We start from the raw sequence: 19,105 nt of genomic DNA, 5'->3' as shown, positions 1-19,105 counted from the left end.
CCTCCTTGGGGGTAGGGGCCCTCGACGAAGAAGGGGGCAGGGGGATGAAAGGCCGGAAGAAAAACCCAAACCACTTTAGAAACTTACCATAACTGTATGATAGATTACATACAGGTTAATTTATATGTAGGTGTAATCATCCCCCTACCCCCTTCAAAGGGTAGGGCCAATATTAGGAGCCATACCACTGCGCCATGATCTGGCTGGCGGGCTTGTCTTGTGGCGTGAAGTCGAGGTGGTCGCGGCGGTTGGGGCGCAGGCGGGGGTACCACTTCCAGATAAAGGTGCCGCCAAACCAAGGCTGCTGCCAGAACTGCTGGTAAAGCGCCTCGTAGGCGTTGGCCTGCGTTTGCTCTGACAGGGGAACGTCCTCTGCTTTTCTATCAGGCCAGAGCCAGGGCTCGATGGCGGCATCGGGCGTGTTTTTATACCCGATTTCGGTGAACACTATGGGCTTGTTATACCGCTTCTGTATGCCTTCGATGCTTTTCATGTGCTCTTTCCAGCCTCGCCGGAGGACTTCCACGCTCGGGTTTTGCCGCTGCGTCAGGGGGAAGTAGGCTTGTATGCCGATGAAGTCGAGCGCATCCCAGAACCTGATTTCCTCAAACTCCTTGTTCCAGTTGGCAGCATACGTCAGCTGGCCTGTGTATACCTTCCTGATCTCCTGGATGAGTTTGCGCCAATCCTGCTCGCGCTCCACGGCGGGCAGGTATAACTCCGTGCCGATGCACAGCGCCTCGAGTTGCTGCGCTTCAGCCAGCCGGGCATAGTGCAGGATAAACGTCTGGTAATTGGCAAACCACTGCTGCCACTCCTCCTCGCTCTGCATGCGTATATCGCCCAGCCACTTTCCGCCGTCCCGGTTCATCAGCCAGATGTGGGGCTTGAGCATCGTTTTGAGGCCCGCCTGTTTTGCCAGTGTGTTGGTATGGATGAGGCCGCTGTCGCGCTCGCCCCAGTAAGAGCGGTTCCCCTTGCTCAGCATCACCTCCGGCGAGTCATAGTCGCGCTGCCAGCCGAAGGGCGTTTGCGCAATCCAGTTCACGTTATACTGCTTCAGCGCCTGCAGTTGCTCCAGCGTCACGGAGTCGCCGCCCACCCAGTTCACACCCCGGAACTTCTCCGCCGCTGGCACTGAAACGGCGGAAGCTGTGCTTGTGGAGGCGGGCGTGGGGTCGGCGTTCAGGCGCATCCTCCAGAAAAGCACGACCAGCAACGTGATGGCGGTAAAAAGCAGGAGCAGCTGTCTCATGGTAACGTCGGTTTGGTGTGGGAGAACAATGTTATACGCAAGCACCTGCCCGCCTGATCATTCCGGATAAACCCTGCCTCTTCGCGGATGTGCTTCTTTTCGGAGCAGCTTTCCTCGCGGGCCATGGGCTTCGCAGCATAAGGTACTAAATCGCCGGTGTTTTACCGCAGGAAGCATTGCCTTTTGCCGTGCGCCACAACCTGGGGCTGCCGCCGGAGGGTATAACGTATAAAAAGTAGCGCACCCTATTAAACCTTCGCCCCGTCCCGCTGTCTTACCTTACAAGAATGCTTTTCTGTTTTCGCTATACAAGCCCGCCTTGCTGTAGTGACCGAAGCAGGCTACACCAGCCACAGGCCACCCGGCAGAATCCCTGTTGCACTTTCTGAAACAAACCGAACGACTGCAAAAACTATGAAAACCTATACATACCGTTTCCTCTTCTTCCTTTTTCTTTTGCCACTCCACACCGCACTGGCGCAAAGCTCCGCAAGCGTTGCGCAGGGCCGCATCAGCGGCACGTTGGTGGAGGCGGGTGCCGGCAAGCCCGTCGGGTTTGCCAACGTCGTGCTCCTCTCCCTCCCCGACTCCAGCCTGACCACTGGGGCTACCACGGGTATAGACGGCACGTTTCTGCTGGAGCGCGTGCCAGCGGGCCGTTACGTGCTGCGGGCCTCGATGGTGGGCTATCCCAACCGCTTTGTGCCGGATATCCGCATCACGCCTGCCCAACCGCGGGTGGCGCTAGGCAATATTGCGCTTAAGGCCAGAGCCACACAGCTGAGCGAAGTGGAGGTAACGGCAGAGCGCGCGCTGGTGGAGTATGCCCTCGACAAGCGGGTGGTAAACGTGAGCCAGGACATAAACGCGCAGAGCGGCTCCGTGGCCGAGGTGATGCAGAACCTGCCCTCAGTAACAGTAGACATAGACGGGAACGTGAGCATGCGCGGCAGCGCCAACGTGACGGTGCTGGTAGACGGCAAGCGCTCGTCGCTCTCCAGCATCCCCCTGGACCAGATTCCGGCCAACCTCATCGAGAGCATCGAGCTGGTGACTAACCCCTCTTCCAAGTACAACCCCGAGGGCACCTCCGGCATCATCAACCTGGTGCTGAAGAAAGAGCGGAAGCCCGGCTTCAACGGCTCGGCGTCCGTAACCGCCGGCACCTACGACAACTACAACACCTCCCTCAACCTGAACTACCGCTACAGCAAGTGGTCGCTCAACGGGGGGTATGATTACAGGCAGCGCAGCAGGCCCGGCAGCAGCGACAGCTTTACGGAGAACTACTACCTCGACAGCCTGACCAACCGCATCGACAGCACCAGCTACCGGGTGCAGGACGGTGCGCGCAGCAGCCTGGATGTGTCGCACAGCTTCCGGCTCGGTGCCGACTACTACCTCACGCCCCGCCATACCCTCTCGGCCTCGGCCCTGTACCGCCCCGCCAAAGACGAAGACGAGAATGACATTCTATACCACTTTCTGGATGAGAACCGCCAGCTGCAGAACACCAGCCGCCGCACCTCCGCCGAAACGGAAGATGAGCAGGCGATGGACCTGACACTGGGCTACCGCCAGACCTTCGCCCAGAAGGGGCAGGAACTGACTGCGGACGCGGTGTACACCACCAATGTGGACGAGGAGGAGAGTATCTTCCGGCAGACGCAGGTAAACGCATCGCCGGAGCAACTGCCTCAGGTGCAACGGACTTTTGTGGATGATGCCAACACCCGCTTCGTGACCAAGGCCGACTATGTATACCCTTATTCTGAAGACAGCCGCCTTGAGGCCGGATTCCGCACCTCGTACGAGCAGCTGGATGAGGACTCCCGCTTTTTTGACCTGGACAACACGACAGACCAACTGGTATACAATGCCGTGCAGAGCAACCATTTTGTGTATGACGAGCAGGTATACTCGGTGTATGGGAACTACAGCAACAAGTTCGGCTCGGTGAGTGTGCAGGCCGGGGTGCGGGCAGAGCAGACGCTGACAAAGGCTGACCAGCGCACCACCGACGAGGTTTTCCGGAACGACTACTTCAGCCTCTTCCCGACCTTTTTCATCACTAATGATTTTAACAAGGACAACAAAGTGCAGTTCAGCTACAGCCGCCGGATCAACAGGCCGCGCAGCCGCTTCCTCAACCCCTTCGTAGACCAGACCGACCAGTATAACACGCGCTTCGGCAACCCGCAGCTCCGCCCGGAGTTCATCAACTCGCTGGAGCTGGGCTATCTGCGCTACTGGGGCGACATCTCCTTTAACTCCAGTCTCTTCTTCCGCCATACCACCGACGAGATCGACCGTTTCCGGACGGCAACAGTTGTGGTGGTGGACGGCGAGGAAGTACCCGGCACGCAGATGACCTTTCTCAATCTCTCCAGCAACATCTCCTATGGCCTTGAGCTCGGGCTGAACTACCCGGTGACCAAGTGGTGGCGCTTCAACGCCAACTTCTCGGGCTTCCAGACACAGCTGAGCTCGGTGCAGGGAGACACGGAACTGAGCAGCAGCCTGCTGAGCTGGAACACCAAAGTAAACTCGAACATGACGGTATGGAAAAACCTGGATTTGCAGCTCTCGGCCTTTTACCGTGCCCCGAGCGCCGACATTCAGGGCCGCCGGGAGCAGATGTTCAGCACTGACTTTGCCATGAAAAAGGACGTGCTCAACAAAAAAGGCACCGTGTCGCTGCGCGTGTCCGATGTCTTCAACACCCGCCAGTTCAACTTCCTGAACTATGGCCCTACCTTCCGGACAGATGCGGAGTATAAGCGCCAGTCGCAGGTGGTATACCTCGGCTTCACCTACCGCATCAACAGCGACAATAACCAGAACAGCCGCCGCCAGCGCAACGAGCAGGGCCCGGCCGACAGCGACGATGGGTTTGAGTAGAGATCGCCGCACCACCCGCTGGTATACCTCATGACGGACGGCTCCCGTATACCCCGGTAAACACCGCGCCATGCCCCAAACTCCCCTACACCGCCTGCCTGTAATCGACTTGCACTGTGACCTGCTGGTATACCTGACGGATGTGCCGGGCTCCGCCCCGGATAATGTGGCGGAGATCGGATGCGCCCTGCCCGCACTGGCAGCAGGCAACGTGAAGCTGCAGGTAATGGCCATTTATTCTGCCACAGAACCGGGTAGCACCGCCTACGCGGCTTTGCAGCGAGACATGTTCAAACAGTTGGCCGAGGCCGAAGATAACCGCCTAACCGCCGTGACAGACCTCGCAGGCCTGAAGCGTGCCCTGCAATGCGAGGACGGCACCGGCATGGTGGCCGCCATCGAGAACGCCGCCGGTTTCTGCGAGGAGGACGAGCCGCTGGAAGACGGCTTCAAGAAGCTGGAGCGGATTATCACCGCCTGTGGCCGCGTGCTGTACATCAGCTTCACGCACCATACCCCCAACCGCTTCGGCGGGGGCAACATGAGCGAGCTGGGCATCACGCGCGACGGCAAGATGCTGCTCGACTACCTGCACGGCCGCCGCATTGCCGTAGACCTTTCTCATACCAGCGATGCCCTGGCGTTTGACATCCTCACCCATATCGACAAAGAGCGGCTGGACATACCGGTTATCGCCAGCCACTCCAACTTCCGGCCGGTATGGGAGCACAAGCGCAACCTGCCCGACGAGCTGACGCAGGAGACCATCCGCCGCAAGGGCCTGATCGGGATGAACTTTGTGCGGGCTTTCGTGCACACCGAGGACCCGGAGGCTTTGCTCCACCACATCCGGTATGGCCTGGGCCAGGGCGCGCAGGATGCCCTTTGCTTCGGGGCCGACTACTTCTACTTTGCCGACCACCCTGACCCGGCGCGTTTCCCGTTCTACCATCCCGCACATGACCAGGCGGGCACCAGCTACCGCTACCTTTTAGAGCGCCTGCAACACGAGCTGCCACAGGGGCAGCTGGAGAAGCTGGCCTTCCGGAACGCGCACCAGTTTATAGAGCGCCTGTGGGCTGATTAAGTTTAAACACCGAACAATGGAAAAGCACCCTGGAAACTAACCCGTTTTTATCCCTTCGTGCACGGCCAATGCTTTTTTATCTTAAATTTATGCAGAAAATACGCTTCCAGCGAAAATTTATACCTGTTGATAAGTTTTTCAAGTACTCCAGCGTTATATACCTGAACATAAACCTGATTTATACCTAATTATCAGCCACTTAAAGGGATGTCTTTTGGACAGGATTTCATGCTAAGCTATACTATGTTAGCGCTTCAGCATCAGAAAAATCAGCTGTGTTGTAACCCAGACCATGCTTATGGTATAAAATAATATATAGAATGTTTGCCATACGAGACGAAACTCCGTATACGCTTTAACAGCACCTGTATCGTACTCCGAAAGCAGCAAATCTTATACTCTTAAACTCGACGGCCATGGATGCTCAGGAATATTCGCCGGACTATTTACAGATTAATGAGCTATACATCGACACGGTGGTGATAGACGACACCGAGTTTATCACGCTCTGGTGTTTTACCGTGCTCAACGATGAGTATAAGTTCGTGTACCTGGGCTGCGACTTCAGCCAGTTTAACCAGATCCTGATTGCTGCCGGCGAAAAAGGCACTGAGATTGCCCTCCATATTGCCGATATCCTCAACCAGCCATACGATGTGCCCACGCTCATCCCGATAAAAGAACAGTTTGACGAGTACCTCGAACTGACAGGGCACGACATTATCGTTTATGAGCCGATGGCTGTGGAAGATGATTTTGAGGAGTATGACGAAGAAGACGAGGACCTGCCGATTGAGCAGCTCTTTGGGGGCAAGTCAAATAAAACGCAGCAGAAATACCTGATCTACCAACTCGACAAGCTATACCCCTCCAAAGTTTTTGAGCCGGAGAAGATTGTACACGAAGAGCTTGTTGACTGTTTTGAAGATGATTCGCTGGAGCTCGCGCAACTCTACTACGATTACCTGAACGCTGTGGAAAACGGCTATGCCGACACGGAGGCCCGCCAGGTGGCCGGTCTGGATAAAGAGTTGTTTTTCCGGATGGCCTGCAAGGCTGCCGACCTTTGGAAGTAACCTGTTCTCCCCTCTAATTCCGATTTAATCTTTCAAATACGCAACAGTATACTGAAGTTCACCCTGACAAGGCCGTGGCTCAGGCTATTTGCATACCCTATCTGCATTGCTCAGCACAGTTTTGCTCGCCTGATTGTGTTGTGTTGGAGAAATCCCACTATCGAATCTATTTTGCGCTTTAGGCTTGCTCATTCAGAAAAAGCAAAAAATAATCTACCCATACTCCTCCTAATTGGGTTCCTACCGCAGGAGAGGAAATTCACTTGCTTATTGTTCGTGCTAATCAATTGGCATGATTATATTAAATCCTGCTGATTTATACTACCTGTTTATACTACCTGCCGCCAGCGTCACAAATACCAGCGCTCAAAGCTTTCCAGCCACCCAACAACCTGCTATTGCACAGGCATCGCCACAGAATCGGGTTGCGCCAGCGTGTCCAGCGCTTTGCGCATGTGTGCGCGCATGTGCATCAGCCAGTCGCGTGTTTCCTGATCGTCTGCGCGGCCAATCGCCTCCTCGTAGCGGTCCAGTTGGGTGCGGTGCGAGCTGATGATAAAGTTGCGGTAGCGCACGTCAAACTCGTTCCCTTCCAATAGCATGAACTCCTGCACAAGGCCTTTGTCGGCCCCGCCCAGGCTATCGGGCAACTGTAGGTTGCTCTCACCGGCCACAAGCTTCCTCAGGCTCACCAGGGCCTGGCTGTGGAAATCCGCCGCCTGTTGCCCCAATGCCTTAATTTTTGGAGAAGCGGCTTTTTCCGTGGCCAAACGGCCGATCTCCGCCTGCAGCATGTTACTGCTGGCGGCATAGTCCCAGAAAGCGGGGTCGCGTTGCAGGGAGCGGGTAACGGAAATGGTGTCGGCCTCATTCTCGGAAGGTGACCCACTGCAGGCCAGCATCAACAGAAACAGCACACCAAACGCAAGTGACAGGAGCTTATCAAAAAACATAGTGAAGGGCTTGGGTAGTATTTCTACTCTATACTACACACGGGGTATGTTTGGTTTGCCATTCCCGAAACTTCCACTAAAAATACAGTCATGCCCTGCAGGGCTACTATATTTTTGGCGGATTATATTCTATCAGAACGTATACACCTGCCGCACAACGGTCAGGTTGCTCTCCCGCCCCTGCTCGGCAACAACGTGCGCAGGCTTTGGCTGCGTTACCAGCGCTGGCGGCAGGCCGATGCTTTGGTCGTAGAGGTAGAGCGTGAGCGGAACGCCTGCCTTTAGCCGAAGCTCCAGCAGCACCGTTTTGCCGGTGGGCAGCCCGTGCAGGCGCGTGAAGTATACTGGCCCCTGAGCCCCAGCCAGCGGCTGCAACTGCAGCCGCTGGCCTGCAAGCGAAACGCTTTGCAGGGCATCTGGCTGGCGCGGATGCAGCACCACTTCCAGGTGGGCGGCCTGCCGTGGGGAGGCCAACCGCAGGCGAAGCAGACGGATTCCATCAGCCACTGAATCCTGCAGCACCTCGGCGGTGGGGGCGGACACGCGCATCGGGGCTGCGGCACTTTTCAGGTACTGGATAGCAGCATGTGGGTATACATCCGTCAGAGCGCCTGTGGTGGCATTCCGGAAAAACTGCCGGTTCCAGTCGTCGGTGGCCTGAAAAGCGGAGGCCCAGTAGGCGGTGCCGGTATCGGCGTTGAGGTAATAACTGACGTGGCTGTGCAAGGGCCGTTGCGGAGATGGGGTTTCGCTGGTTATGGCGTATGACACGGTAATGCCACCCGCCACCAGCAGCACCAGCGGCAACAGCGGTATCTTGCGCCAGCTAAAGCTTCGCTCCAGTATATGCAGCAAAGGCAGCAGCAGCCCAAGCAGCAGCCCAAAGAGGGCGACCGTAGCCACAGGAAGCTGCAGCTCGAATACCGTGAACACCACCTGTACAATCGGCATCACCAGGAAAACAGCGGGCAACGCGGCCAGCAGTAGCACCAGCGCAAACCGGAAGTTCACCACGGGCAGCGCATGCAGCCCCATCAGGAAAACCGCCAGCACACCTGCCAGGGCAAACAGCAGCGGGAACAGCAACAGGTATGCGGCATTGGGCACCAGCAGGTAGAGGGCAGCCATCATCAAAAACTGCAGCACGAGCATGCCCATCATCAGGGAGAACAAGCGGAGCCAGCGCAGCGCCAGCCAGCTCAGCAGCAGAAACAGCCCCAGGGCCAGCAGCAGGTATGCCACGAAGAATACGTCAGCGCTATACAGGCCGTTGAAAGGATGCGTGAAGGACAGCAGCCCCAGCACCATACTATTGATCGGGATAAAGAGCACCACCACGGCAGCCAGCAGCAGCAGCGACATAAAAAAACCGCCCACAACCTGCCACCCTGACACCGCGCCCCTTCGCAGCCCCACCCGCAGCGTGACGACCAGCAGCAGCGTGGCGATGGCTACCCACAGCAGGTTCAACTGGGCCGGGTAGCGGACCATCCAACGGCCGATGAAGTTGAAGAAGACCAGATCCGGGGCTTTGGTGGCCGCCAGGGAGGTATGGCCAAAATGCTGCGTAAGAGCCAGCAGGTTGCTGCCGTGGTGCTGCAGGCTCCGCTGGCTCAGGTTCTCAGGGGCATCGGTGGCCTTGTGGTAGTGCACGAACCCTCCGATGATAGCTGCATTCAGGCCGGTATAGCCTGTCTCTTTAAAAACAGTAAAATCGGTGTTGTTGGGCATGCGGCGGTAAATCTCATACCCCAGCGACCCGGCGTAGGGGTATGGAGCCGCCGCGATGTACTGCCTGGCCACCCAGCCGTTTTCCGGGCTCATCTCAAAGGTCATGCTCGGGCCGCTGTTTCCGCGGGCTTCCAGGTTCAGCACCACGCCCACCTGCTTCGCCCACGGATGCCCGATAAAGGCCTTCGCGCCATAGAGCCCATACTCCTCTCCGTCCGTCAGCAGCACAATCACGTCGTGGTCCAGGGGCGCTCCCTGCTTCAGGGCACGCACTGTTTCCAGTATCGCGGCCACGCCAGCGCCGTCGTCGCCGGCACCGCGAGCATTGGGCTGCGAGTCGTAATGGGCCATCAGCAGGATCGCTTTGTTGTCAGTCCCTGTTCCCTTCAGTCGGCCGAGCAGGTTGTATACATACCCCACGTAAGCCACTTTGCCTGCCTGGTTCACGGCCGCCGCCTCCTGCACCTGGGGGGCTAGCCCGAGCCCGGACATCTCCTGCAGCAGATAGGCCCGGGCCTCGGCATGCGCTGGCGTGCCCATGGCGTGGGGCGCTTTGGCCAGTTGCCGCACGTGCCGCATCGCCCGCTCCGCCGAGAACACCGCCGCCGGGGCATCGGCTGGCACAGGCGCTGGCGGCACCAGCAAATAAACACTCAGAAAGGCAGCGGCCGTTAGCACCACTAGCACAAAAGCGGCAACGGCAGGGTTTCGGTATGGCATAGGTCAGGAGGTTTGCAGATTTTAATTTATGCAGAATCTGGCAGTATGGCTACTGCATGCCCATAAAAGCAGATCGGCACCGCCTGCAAGCAGGGGTGCCGATCTGTAAAGCCGTTTCCGGCAGCGTTATACCACTTCCTTTTCTTCCTCTTCCTCGGGGTCGAGCACCTCATTCTGCCGCAAATGCACGGGCACGGATTTCTTGCGGAGGCGCAGGTTCAGCATCTCCACCACCAGCGAGAAGAACATGGCAAAGTAGATATACCCCTTCGGGATGTGCTGGTGCAGCGCTTCCACCACCAGCATAAACCCGATCAGAATCAGGAACGACAGGGCCAGCATCTTGACGGTCGGGTGATCGTTCACAAAGTCGCTCACGTACTTGGCAAAGGCCAGCATGATGCCCATGGCCAGGATGACGGCGATGATCATGATGAGCACCTCCTGCGCCAGCCCCACAGCCGTCAGGATAGAGTCGAAGGAGAACACAATGTCGATCAGCACGATCTGCACCAGGATCTTCCCCATAGTGGCCTTGCCTTCGCCGGTTGCGTGCCCTTCTTCCTCGCCCTCCAGCTTGTTGTGTATCTCGGTGGTGCTTTTAGCCAGCAGGAACAAGCCCCCGCCAAACAGGATGATGTCGCGCCAGGATACCGGGAAATCGGACTCGGTAAACGGCAGGTTGATGCTGAACAACGGCGCGCTCGCGCTCACGATCCAGGAAATAAAGAGCAGCAGGATAATGCGGAAGACCAGCGCCAGCGCTAACCCGATGGTGCGGCCCTTGCTTTGCTGGCTTTTGGGCAGGCGCCCCACCACAATCGAGATGAACACAATGTTGTCGATGCCGAGCACCACCTCCATAAAGGTCAGCGTCAGCAAGCTTATCCAGGCATCCGGATTCGCGAAAATTTCCATAGAGGCGGCTGTTAATTGTTGATTGTCAGTTGTTAATTGCTAAATGGCTGTATGTTAAATGGCTGTATAACAAGTATAACTGTGCCGATTCATATATAGACAGCGACGGAGCTTATCGGAAATAGAAGAAGTAAATTGCCAGGAAACAGATGCTTCATCCATCCTACTTGGTGAGGTTTCTCTGAAGATTTTCAGGCTCCAAATCCGGGAGGTTGTGATGCCATCTATATAAACCCTTCAACAATTTAGCCATTCAACCACTGGAACCAATTAAGATTTCATGTTGATGAACTGCAGCGGCATCCCGATGGTATCGGTGTTGCCGCGCAGCATCGCGATCACCTCCTGCAGGTCGTCGAGCTTCTTGCCCGTCACCCGGATCTGCTCGTCCATGATGGCCGCCGACACTTTCAGCTTGCTGTCCTTTATGAGCTTCATGATTTTCTTGGAGGTCTCTTTGTCGATGCCGGCCTTCACTTTGATGTCTTTCTTCACCATCGCCCCCGACTGGTACGCCTCCTTGGAGAAGTCGAGCGCGGTGCCGTCCAGCCCCTGCTTCACCATTTTGCCGAGCAGCACGTCCTCGGTGTGCTGCACCCGCATGTCGTTTTCCATCGCGATGTGCACTTCGTTCGCTTTTTTGTCGTACTCCAAACTGCCTTTGGTATCGCGGAAGTCGTAGCGGTTCATGATTTCTTTGCGGGCAGTGTTCACGGCGTTGTCCATGATCTGCGGATCTACCTTGCTGACGATGTCGAAAGATGCCATAGTTTTGTGTGTTGGTTTGTATCCGAATTTAGTTTTACACGCTATAAAGCCCACAAAGTTATGCTATTTGGTTGTTAATTGCTGTTTGTTGAGTAGTCAATGGTTTAATTGTTAAATGGCTTGCTTGTTAAATGGCCATTTTGTTGAACTCCGAAATTGCCGAAAGCAAGCGAACAGCAGTTACTTACCCAGTCGCAACTAACCCTTTATCTACTAAACAATTCAGCAGCAATCATTAATTAACAATTAGCAATCAGTAAAATGGAAGTGATAGAACCCGCCACACCGGAGGAATTTGAGAAATATTACCGCCTGCGCTACCAGACGCTGCGCGCGCCGTGGGGGCAGCCCGAGGGAAGCGAGCGCGTGGAAGACGACGACACCGCCATACATGCCATGCTGGTAGACGAGGCGGGCGAGGCTGTGGGTGTTTGCCGCCTGCACCTGAACACACCGCAGGAAGGCCAGCTGCGCTTTATGGGCATCCGGCAAGACAAGCAGGGCCTGCAGCTGGGCAACAAACTGATGCAGTACCTCGAGGCCCGCGCCAAGGCCCTGGGTGCCTCGAGCCTGATGCTGCAGGCCCGCGACAACGCCGTAAACTTTTACCGCCGGAACGGGTATGAAGTGCAAGAGCCAACCTATATGCTGTTCGGCACCATACAGCATTACCGCATGACCAAACAGCTTAGCTAAGAGCATATTGATGAAAAAGCAAACGAAACTTTGGCTGAGTGCAGGGGCCCTGCTGGCCGCCGCCGCCCTGGTCAGCAGTTGCAGCAGCAGCCACCTCCCGCTCGAAACCGTAGCCAGCGTAGACCTCGATCGGTACCAGGGCCGCTGGTATGAGATCGCCCGTTTTCCGCAGCGCTACGAAAAAGGCTGCCATTGCGTGTATGCCGAGTACACCAAACACCCGGAAGGCTATGTAGAGGTCTATAACTTCTGCCGCAAAGGTGGCCCATCGGGCAAAGAAGAGGGCGCCAAAGGCAAAGCCTTCCCGGTGGCGGGCAGCGGCAACAGCAAGCTCAAGGTGCAGTTCTTCTGGCCGTTCCGGGGCGATTACTGGATTCTGGAGCTGGACCCGGACTACCGGCACGTGCTCGTCGGCTCCCCGGACCGCGAAAGCCTCTGGATCCTCTCCCGCACCCCGCAACTGGACCAAGCCCTATATGACCGATTGGTGCAGGTGGCACGGCAAAAGGGGTTCCCGGTGGAAAAGCTGCAGGTAACGGATCAGAGTTGCTATACCGATACACAGGGCCAGTAGCACCCGGCTGCGCTGGCCTTGGGGCAGCCGCAAAACGCCAGCACACCGCAAGCGGATAACGGAAGACGCACTGCCTTAGGTGTTCCTTTTCCCCTGCACCTTTTTAACCAGTTGGCGGGTTATACTGCGGGGCATCAGGCGTGTGGCGAGCACCGTGAGCTTGTTCTGGATGCCGGGGATAACCACTACCTCACCAGCCATCATACCCTCATACCCCTCTTCTGCCACCGCTTTCGCATCGGCGATAAACTGACTGGCAAATAGGCCCGAGCCCTCTAAGTTGGCCGCCTCCTTAAACTTCGTTTCAGTGGGGCCGGGGCACAGCGCCGTCACGGTAACACCTTCGTCTTGCAGTTCTGTGGCCAGGGCCTCCGTAAAGCTCTGCACATACGCTTTGCTGGCATAGTACACGGCCATCAGGGGGCCGGGCGGGAAAGCCGCCGTTGACGACACATTCAGGATTTTACCGTGATGCCCCTTGCGCAACTGCTCCAGAAACAGCTTGCAGAGCTCTGTCAGTGCCACTATGTTCAGCTGTATCATGTCCAGCTCGCGCTGCAGATCCGTTTCCCGAAATGCGCCATAGTATCCGAAACCGGCGTTGTTCACCAGCACATCTACGGCTGTGCCGTCTGTTTTCAGTTGCGCAAACACCTTTGCCGGTGCATCGCTTTGGCTCAGATCTGCCGCAATCACTTTGGTGTATACCTTGTATTTGATGGCAAATTGAAGGGCCATGTCCTGGAGCTTTTCCTCAGAGCGGGCCACCAGCACGAGGTTGTGCCCATGCTGCGCGAAAAGCGTTGCCAGCTCGTAGCCAATGCCTGCGGAAGCCCCTGTAATAAGGGCGGTATAGGTGGTCTTGGGTTGCGTTGTCGTCATATGATTTTAGTGTTGGATGGAGTTATTGTCTTTCCCGCGCATTTCCTGCCGGCGCATCGGCATTTGGTCTATCAGCCCGAAAATCGTTGCCATGCTAACTGGCTCCGCGCTGCTGCTTTTCTGAGTTCCGTCTTTGCCGACCAGCAGCACGGCAAAGCTTTCCGGAGCCACGCGAAAGCACTCACGCAGCTGCTGCCCCTGCTGCCGCTTCTGCAGTATACCGTCTACGTATACCTTGTCTTCCCCTACCAGCTCGATGACCACCATGCCCCGCTCCCGGATACCCTGCAAGTTTTGCTGCAGCACCTCTTTCTGTTGGAGATAGGCCGGATCCTGTGCTGAAGGGGAGAAAAGCAGCAGCGGGCGCTTCTTCCATTTATACTGCTCCAGGCTTGCCGCTGAGGGCCTTATCTGCGCATCAGCCCGCAGCCCGAAAAGCAGCGCGCCTATCACAACCAGCGATGTCACGATCTTTTTCATCTTTCTGCATACGCAGATGCCTGAGGGTATGGCTGATGCCCCTTTCTCCTTGCTGGCCATCCGGGCAACAGGCAAATCACCAAACACACCCGAAAACCATGTGCCTGGCCATGTAAAGGAAAAGCAGTACTATTCGTTGGTATGGCAGCGGCTTTTGAAATACCTTGTCCATACGCTTTGGGGAAGAAATACGCGTATGTATATGCTTCCGCTTTTTTCTCTCGATGCATTTGCAGGAGTTTAAGGCAGCTTTATACCGATCACTTTTTTATACCCAATCACCATTAGGATCCCACACAAATGAAAGACGAGACCGAACAACTTCGCTACCCAATTGGCCGGTATAGCGCCGCTTTGCCCCTCACCGATGCGCAGGTGTCCGCCGCGATCCAGTCTATCGCCGAGCTCCCTGCCAGGCTGCAGGAGGCGGTGGCCCCCATGACTCCCGCACAACTGGACACGCCTTACCGCGAAGGCGGCTGGACCGTCCGGCAGGTTATCCACCACCTCCCCGACAGCCACCTGAACGGCTATATGCGCCAGAAGCTGGCCCTGACCGAGGACCTGCCCACTATCCGGCCATACGATGAAGGTGCATGGGCCAATCTCCCGGACAGCCTGCTGGGGCCACCGGAGGTATCGGTTGCCTTGCTGACAGCCCTGCACCAGCGGTGGGTGCTGTTGCTCCGGAGCCTTCAGCCACCGCAACTGGACAGAAAGTTTATCCACCCGCAGGGCGGGGAGCAACGCATCCGCGACCATATTGGCATGTATGCCTGGCACGGAGCGCACCATCTGGCGCACATCACGGCGCTACAGAAACGAAAGGGCTGGTGAGGCTCTTTGCTGCGTGGTCCTTGTCCACTGAAAATCAATAAGATACCAGTGTGCTCACCCCTTTATACCTATACCTCCGCAAACTTATTAATACAAGTGTCTTATATATTCTAAATCAGTTACAAAAGGGGTATTTTTTTATTGATAAAATATTTTTTTACTTTTTTTATTGCCAAATTTTGAAAATACAAATGCTTGTTCTACATTTGAAACATCAAACACAATGTAGGGTGTTGAAACTGGCAGACAAGCCCTCCTATCTCGGGGGTGGAGGCCTTAGAATAAAGCATCTCTTGCCTAACTACTCCGTGGAGGTTCGATTCCTTCCCCTACAGCCAAAAGGCGCTCCCGCACAGGAGCGCCTTCTTTTTTTGTGGCTTTTGCACACCAATAGTCATAAAAAAACATGCGCCCCGAACCGGAAGGTTTGCAGCGCATGTTTTGGTTAGGTGCGGCAGTGGCTACTCCGTGGCTGTGATGGCAATAGGCAGTTCCATATGTTCCCAGCGCAGCACCAGGCCACCGTCGGTCACCTCATAGGCAAGCCGCTCGTGCATCTCGTCTGATTTGTGGGGTGTGGCCATCACCCGAAGCGCGTCCTGGGCCTCATCGTACTCCGTGCCCCACTGCTTGGCGGTTTTATTGAAGATTACGGTCCACTCGCCTTCCCCCGGGATGGTATAAAAGCTATATGTGCCTGCCGGCAGCGCCTTGCCTTCCACCATCACGTCTTTGTCCAGGGTAACGGTAGTGGCCTCGTTGGCGCCGGCGCGCCACACTTTACCGTACGGCACCAGGTCGCCCCATATTGTGCGCTCGCGCACGGCAGGGCTGCTGTAGTTTACTGTCACCGTTGCGTCGCCCACTTTGCCCTTAGCCTCAGCAGGCGGGCTTGGCTTGCTCGCGTTGTCGTTCTGGGCACAGGCCCCGCTGGAAATCAAGGCGAACACCAGAAGTATGGCCAAGGAGTTAAAAATGCGTGTGTGCTTCATAAGTATATAAATTTGGTTTCACAAAAGGCGCCCCGAAACCGGAAACACCTGTCTACAAGAGACATAGTAACAGCTTTACTATACGCAGCCAATATAATTTAGCGCATTTGATACTTTACTATTTTTATACAAACGTGCATGCTCTGGTGTGCGGGATCACCTTTTCTTGGCTGAGCGCGGCCTGATGAGTTGGCCCTGCGCGGTATACAAGCCAACCAGAACGCTGTTGCCGCGCTGGTCTACTTTCAGGCCGCCAAACGCCGCGGCAGCGAATACCTCGCCCTGCCCTTCCTCAAAAAAATATGACTCCGCTCCGATCTGTATGGACCTTTCGGTTTTGCTGTACCGGATGAGTTGCTCACCGGCCTTCAGTGGGTTGGTCTCTTCCTGATACCGCACCAGACGTGCCATACCGCCCGCGCCCACACGCACCACCACATAGCCCCGGCTGGGCAGGCTGCTCAGGTTGGTGGGTTGCGAGATGGCGTAGTTCAGGCGCATGTAGTCGCCCTGCAGCAGCGACCGGGGGTCGACGGGAGCCAGTTGCAACAGCACTAGTTTGCCGTGGGCCAGTATCCGCTCCTTTTGCAGCACCGACCAGTTGAAGAACCCCAGCAGCAACAGCAGGTTGAGCAGGATCACCAGGTTTCGCTTAGTCCATACCATGTTTCAGTAGTTTTTTCAGCAACAGGGCGCCTCCTAGAAACAACGCGCCACTCAGGATGAGAATCCCCGACTTTTGAAGCAGCGTGAACTGCAGATCGTAATAAAAGAGGATAACAAAGTAGACCAACGAGAGCAGGCCAAGGACGAAGCCTGGCTTATGCCCGATGTAAAAACTTGTCAGCAGCACGAGCAATGCCCCCGGCACGGCCGGCGACAGCACAGTGGGGGCCAGCACAAGGCAGCACACGCCATACACCAGCACGCGCATTTTCGGTGGCAGGCCCGCATCCCGCACCACCATGGCCACCACCAACAGCACGGCCCCGATCAGCAGCACCCCAGACACCCAGTAGTGCGCCACCTGCACCGACAAGAGCGCCGGGTGCACCAGCACCGCCAACGCCGCGAGAAGCGCAATGACCAGCCCCATCCGCACAGGCCGGTAGGCGCGGTTAAACCAGGCTCCCTTGCTGATCAGGCGTGCCTCCTGCAGGCTCAGGTAGGTAAGCAGGGATGCTGTGACGCCAGTATAGGCATGTATGAAATCGAACGCCCGGAAATAGAGCAGCATCGCCGCCAGGCTGCCAAACAACATCAGCACGGCCAGGAAGAGAAGGACGCTGTTTGTTGCTAAAAACAGCGCCAGCACCGCCAGCAAGGCCAGAGCGCCGTATAATGCCAGCTCATTTTGCACCAGGCCGGAGAAGCCCAGGGAGAACAGCAGGTAACCGATCAGGTGAAAGGAGACGCAGGCAGTTTCGGCCATGGTGTTGTGGGCTGTGCGGGCCACCCAAACAGACCCCGCCAAAAACACAAGCCCCACCGCCAGCATTGCCGCATGAGACTCGTACAGGCCGGTGGAAAAAAGAAAGCCGAGCAAAAACAGGCTGGCCAGCAGGCCGCCCAGTATCGTCAGGAGCTTTACGGGGAGGTTTGCCAACAGCGCAGTGTGTTGCGCAGCCTCCGCCTCAATCCTGGCCTCATCATACACAAAGTCCTCTCCCTCTTCCTGCCGCAGTTGCTGCAACAGGGCACGCACATCCGGTTGCTTCTTATTTTCCATACCATTGCCGGTTAACGTGCAAAATATAACGGACCAGCAAGGTGGTGGTGCCAATAACAAAAAGGCTGGCGAGCAGCAGCATCAGATCAGGGGCGTACTCTGTTGCGCGCACCAGAAGCGCGGTTCCCACCACAATGCCACCGAAGGGTATGACCGAGAGGTAAAACAGATCACGCACACGTTGCCCCTGCCAAAGGCCCGCCCCATACCCTAAGGCTGCCAGCAGCAGGCAAAGCCCTTTGTCCTGCCCCAGGTTCGTGAATATGGCCACCACCAGACTGCTTGTGAGCGCCATAACGGCCGCCAGCCCCGCCAGGCGTTGCAACCACTTGCCGCGCATCCGGTTTCTCTTCTTCCGGGCTACCCACTCCCATACCAGCACCGCCCCGCCGTTCAAGACAAAGAGGAGGTCCAGCAGCACAGCGGCGGGCCAGTGTGTGGCTACTTGTTGGGTATACAGCACCAGCGTTGTGTTGAGAAGCGCCAGGAAAATGAGCCACAGCGGCGGGTATTGCGCCACCAGCACCCACAGCGCCACGCAGCCCGTCCAGCCCAGGAAGAAGTTGTAGGCGTTTGCCCCAGTCTGGTATACCTGCCCGAACACCGCAAACAAAACGCCGACAAGCACCGTGCTGCCGGTGAGCAGCAGGTTACGGATGTTCTCCCGGCCCTTAGCGAACAGGGCAAAACCCGTAATGCCCACTACCAGCGCCTGCAGCAGCCCGAGCTTCAGGAATTTGTGCATAGCCGCCCAGTTGTAGGCAAAGAAGAAAACCACGCCCGCCACCAGAAAGCTTGCCCCGGCGCCCAACAGGAGCAGCTGCGCAAATAGGGCCCAGCGGCGCGGACTGGCGTACAGGCCTGCGCTTCGGAACGTGGCTTCGAGGCTGCCCGGCCGCCAGTTGCTGTGCCGGGCAATGCTGTAAAGCAGCTCTCGCGTAAGGAGTGGCTTCATGTGTCGGGTTATAGGTGAGGGCAGGCGGGCCAGGGTATGGCTCGGCCTTGTATGTTAATGTACAAAGAGTGTAGTTAAATTTCATTTTTGGAAGCGAAAAATGAAATTCAAACATACGCTAAAGCAGCCAGCCCAAAGAAACACGGCGGGCGAATTAAACGCGATGCCGGGCAGCCTGAGGCATATCAATAAAGAAACAAGCGCCAGTCTGGCAAATCAGGTATCCTGAAAATACATCGGGAGTGGCAGCAGACAAGGCTACGCCTGTGGTTTACGCGGAGTTGCTACACATACCCCCGTGTTGGTTATACCTAAAATGCAGTAAACAGACCTAAACCGCAATAAGTGGCGTGAACAAATAAAGTGCATAAATTTATAACCTATCAAAATTTATGGCGTATTACATGTTATAGTCGCATAAATAAATTATTTTTTTTGAAATATTTGCAATTTAAAAAACAAGCGTCTATATTTGAATCATCAAACACAATGTAGGGTGTTGAAACTGGCAGACAAGCCCTCCGATCTCGGGGGTGGAGATTCTGGGATAA

Annotated in this window: 17 protein-coding genes and 1 tRNA gene; 7 read left to right on the top strand and 11 right to left on the bottom strand. The window is 56.2% G+C overall.

The annotated features are described in order from the left end of the window. Window positions 1-172: 172 nt before the first annotated feature. Window positions 173-1,255, bottom strand: coding sequence for a glycoside hydrolase family 113 (locus MKJ04_RS11760; RefSeq protein ID WP_241641836.1), 1,083 nt, complete (start codon window positions 1,253-1,255; stop codon window positions 173-175). A gap of 414 nt (window positions 1,256-1,669) precedes the next feature. Between MKJ04_RS11760 and MKJ04_RS11755 the strand changes: the two genes are divergently transcribed. The 3 genes from MKJ04_RS11755 to MKJ04_RS11745 all read left to right on the top strand — a co-directional run bounded on the left by MKJ04_RS11755 (window position 1,670) and on the right by MKJ04_RS11745 (window position 6,319). Beyond that, entirely contained in the window at window positions 1,670-4,156 is a 2,487-nt protein-coding gene (locus tag MKJ04_RS11755) for an outer membrane beta-barrel family protein (RefSeq protein WP_241641835.1), read from the top strand. 70 nt (window positions 4,157-4,226) lie between these two features. After that, complete coding sequence (locus MKJ04_RS11750; protein WP_241641834.1) at window positions 4,227-5,243, top strand: dipeptidase; 1,017 nt, start codon at window positions 4,227-4,229, stop codon at window positions 5,241-5,243. Window positions 5,244-5,659: 416 nt separating this feature from the next. Then, window positions 5,660-6,319: a hypothetical protein gene (locus tag MKJ04_RS11745; protein WP_241641833.1), complete on the top strand. Its 660-nt coding sequence runs from the start codon at window positions 5,660-5,662 to the stop codon at window positions 6,317-6,319. A 395-nt stretch (window positions 6,320-6,714) separates the two neighbouring features. Here MKJ04_RS11745 and MKJ04_RS11740 read toward each other — a convergent pair whose 3' ends face one another. From MKJ04_RS11740 to MKJ04_RS11725, 4 genes are all read right to left on the bottom strand, one after another. Then, window positions 6,715-7,272, bottom strand: a complete 558-nt coding sequence (locus MKJ04_RS11740) for a DUF4142 domain-containing protein (RefSeq protein ID WP_241641832.1) — start codon at window positions 7,270-7,272, stop codon at window positions 6,715-6,717. A gap of 132 nt (window positions 7,273-7,404) precedes the next feature. Beyond that, window positions 7,405-9,723: a M20/M25/M40 family metallo-hydrolase gene (locus tag MKJ04_RS11735; RefSeq protein ID WP_241641831.1), complete on the bottom strand. Its 2,319-nt coding sequence runs from the start codon at window positions 9,721-9,723 to the stop codon at window positions 7,405-7,407. 126 nt (window positions 9,724-9,849) lie between these two features. Further along, a complete protein-coding gene (locus tag MKJ04_RS11730) occupies window positions 9,850-10,641 on the bottom strand; it encodes a TerC family protein (RefSeq protein ID WP_241641830.1) in 792 nt (263 codons plus the stop codon). 270 nt (window positions 10,642-10,911) lie between these two features. Beyond that, window positions 10,912-11,409: a YajQ family cyclic di-GMP-binding protein gene (locus MKJ04_RS11725; protein WP_241641829.1), complete on the bottom strand. Its 498-nt coding sequence runs from the start codon at window positions 11,407-11,409 to the stop codon at window positions 10,912-10,914. A gap of 261 nt (window positions 11,410-11,670) precedes the next feature. Here MKJ04_RS11725 and MKJ04_RS11720 point away from each other — a divergent pair, with 261 nt between their 5' ends. Together MKJ04_RS11720 and MKJ04_RS11715 are read left to right on the top strand one after the other, a co-directional pair. Continuing rightward, window positions 11,671-12,105 (top strand): GNAT family N-acetyltransferase, encoded by a 435-nt coding sequence (locus MKJ04_RS11720; RefSeq protein WP_241641828.1) that lies wholly within the window; start codon window positions 11,671-11,673, stop codon window positions 12,103-12,105. A gap of 10 nt (window positions 12,106-12,115) precedes the next feature. Further along, complete coding sequence (locus MKJ04_RS11715; protein WP_241641827.1) at window positions 12,116-12,679, top strand: lipocalin family protein; 564 nt, start codon at window positions 12,116-12,118, stop codon at window positions 12,677-12,679. Between the two features lie 75 nt (window positions 12,680-12,754). Here MKJ04_RS11715 and MKJ04_RS11710 read toward each other — a convergent pair whose 3' ends face one another. Together MKJ04_RS11710 and MKJ04_RS11705 are read right to left on the bottom strand one after the other, a co-directional pair. Further along, window positions 12,755-13,561 carry an SDR family NAD(P)-dependent oxidoreductase gene (locus MKJ04_RS11710; RefSeq protein ID WP_241641826.1) on the bottom strand — a complete coding sequence of 269 codons (807 nt, stop codon included), beginning with the start codon at window positions 13,559-13,561 and terminating at the stop codon, window positions 12,755-12,757. 6 nt (window positions 13,562-13,567) lie between these two features. Continuing rightward, window positions 13,568-14,041: a DUF4174 domain-containing protein gene (locus MKJ04_RS11705; protein ID WP_241641825.1), complete on the bottom strand. Its 474-nt coding sequence runs from the start codon at window positions 14,039-14,041 to the stop codon at window positions 13,568-13,570. 300 nt (window positions 14,042-14,341) lie between these two features. Between MKJ04_RS11705 and MKJ04_RS11700 the strand changes: the two genes are divergently transcribed. Both MKJ04_RS11700 and MKJ04_RS11695 read left to right on the top strand, forming a co-directional pair. After that, window positions 14,342-14,878, top strand: coding sequence for a YfiT family bacillithiol transferase (locus MKJ04_RS11700; protein WP_241641824.1), 537 nt, complete (start codon window positions 14,342-14,344; stop codon window positions 14,876-14,878). 224 nt (window positions 14,879-15,102) lie between these two features. Further along, a tRNA-Asp gene (locus MKJ04_RS11695) sits at window positions 15,103-15,216 on the top strand. 123 nt (window positions 15,217-15,339) lie between these two features. Here MKJ04_RS11695 and MKJ04_RS11690 read toward each other — a convergent pair. From MKJ04_RS11690 to MKJ04_RS11675, 4 genes are all read right to left on the bottom strand, one after another. Further along, window positions 15,340-15,870 carry a DUF2911 domain-containing protein gene (locus tag MKJ04_RS11690; RefSeq protein WP_241641823.1) on the bottom strand — a complete coding sequence of 177 codons (531 nt, stop codon included), beginning with the start codon at window positions 15,868-15,870 and terminating at the stop codon, window positions 15,340-15,342. Window positions 15,871-16,026: 156 nt separating this feature from the next. Continuing rightward, window positions 16,027-16,536, bottom strand: a complete 510-nt coding sequence (locus MKJ04_RS11685; protein ID WP_241641822.1) for a GDYXXLXY domain-containing protein — start codon at window positions 16,534-16,536, stop codon at window positions 16,027-16,029. Continuing rightward, window positions 16,523-17,599, bottom strand: a complete 1,077-nt coding sequence (locus tag MKJ04_RS11680; protein ID WP_241641821.1) for a DUF4401 domain-containing protein — start codon at window positions 17,597-17,599, stop codon at window positions 16,523-16,525. The genes MKJ04_RS11685 and MKJ04_RS11680 overlap by 14 nt, the downstream gene beginning before the upstream one ends. Then, a complete protein-coding gene (locus MKJ04_RS11675; RefSeq protein WP_241641820.1) occupies window positions 17,589-18,554 on the bottom strand; it encodes a DUF2157 domain-containing protein in 966 nt (321 codons plus the stop codon). The genes MKJ04_RS11680 and MKJ04_RS11675 overlap by 11 nt, the downstream gene beginning before the upstream one ends. Window positions 18,555-19,105 lie beyond the last annotated feature (551 nt).

Source organism: Pontibacter sp. E15-1 (genome assembly GCF_022601975.1).
Classification (GTDB): domain Bacteria; phylum Bacteroidota; class Bacteroidia; order Cytophagales; family Hymenobacteraceae; genus Pontibacter.
The sequence above is the reverse complement of the archived record's forward strand: the minus strand, read 5'-3'. Positions and strand labels throughout refer to the sequence as shown.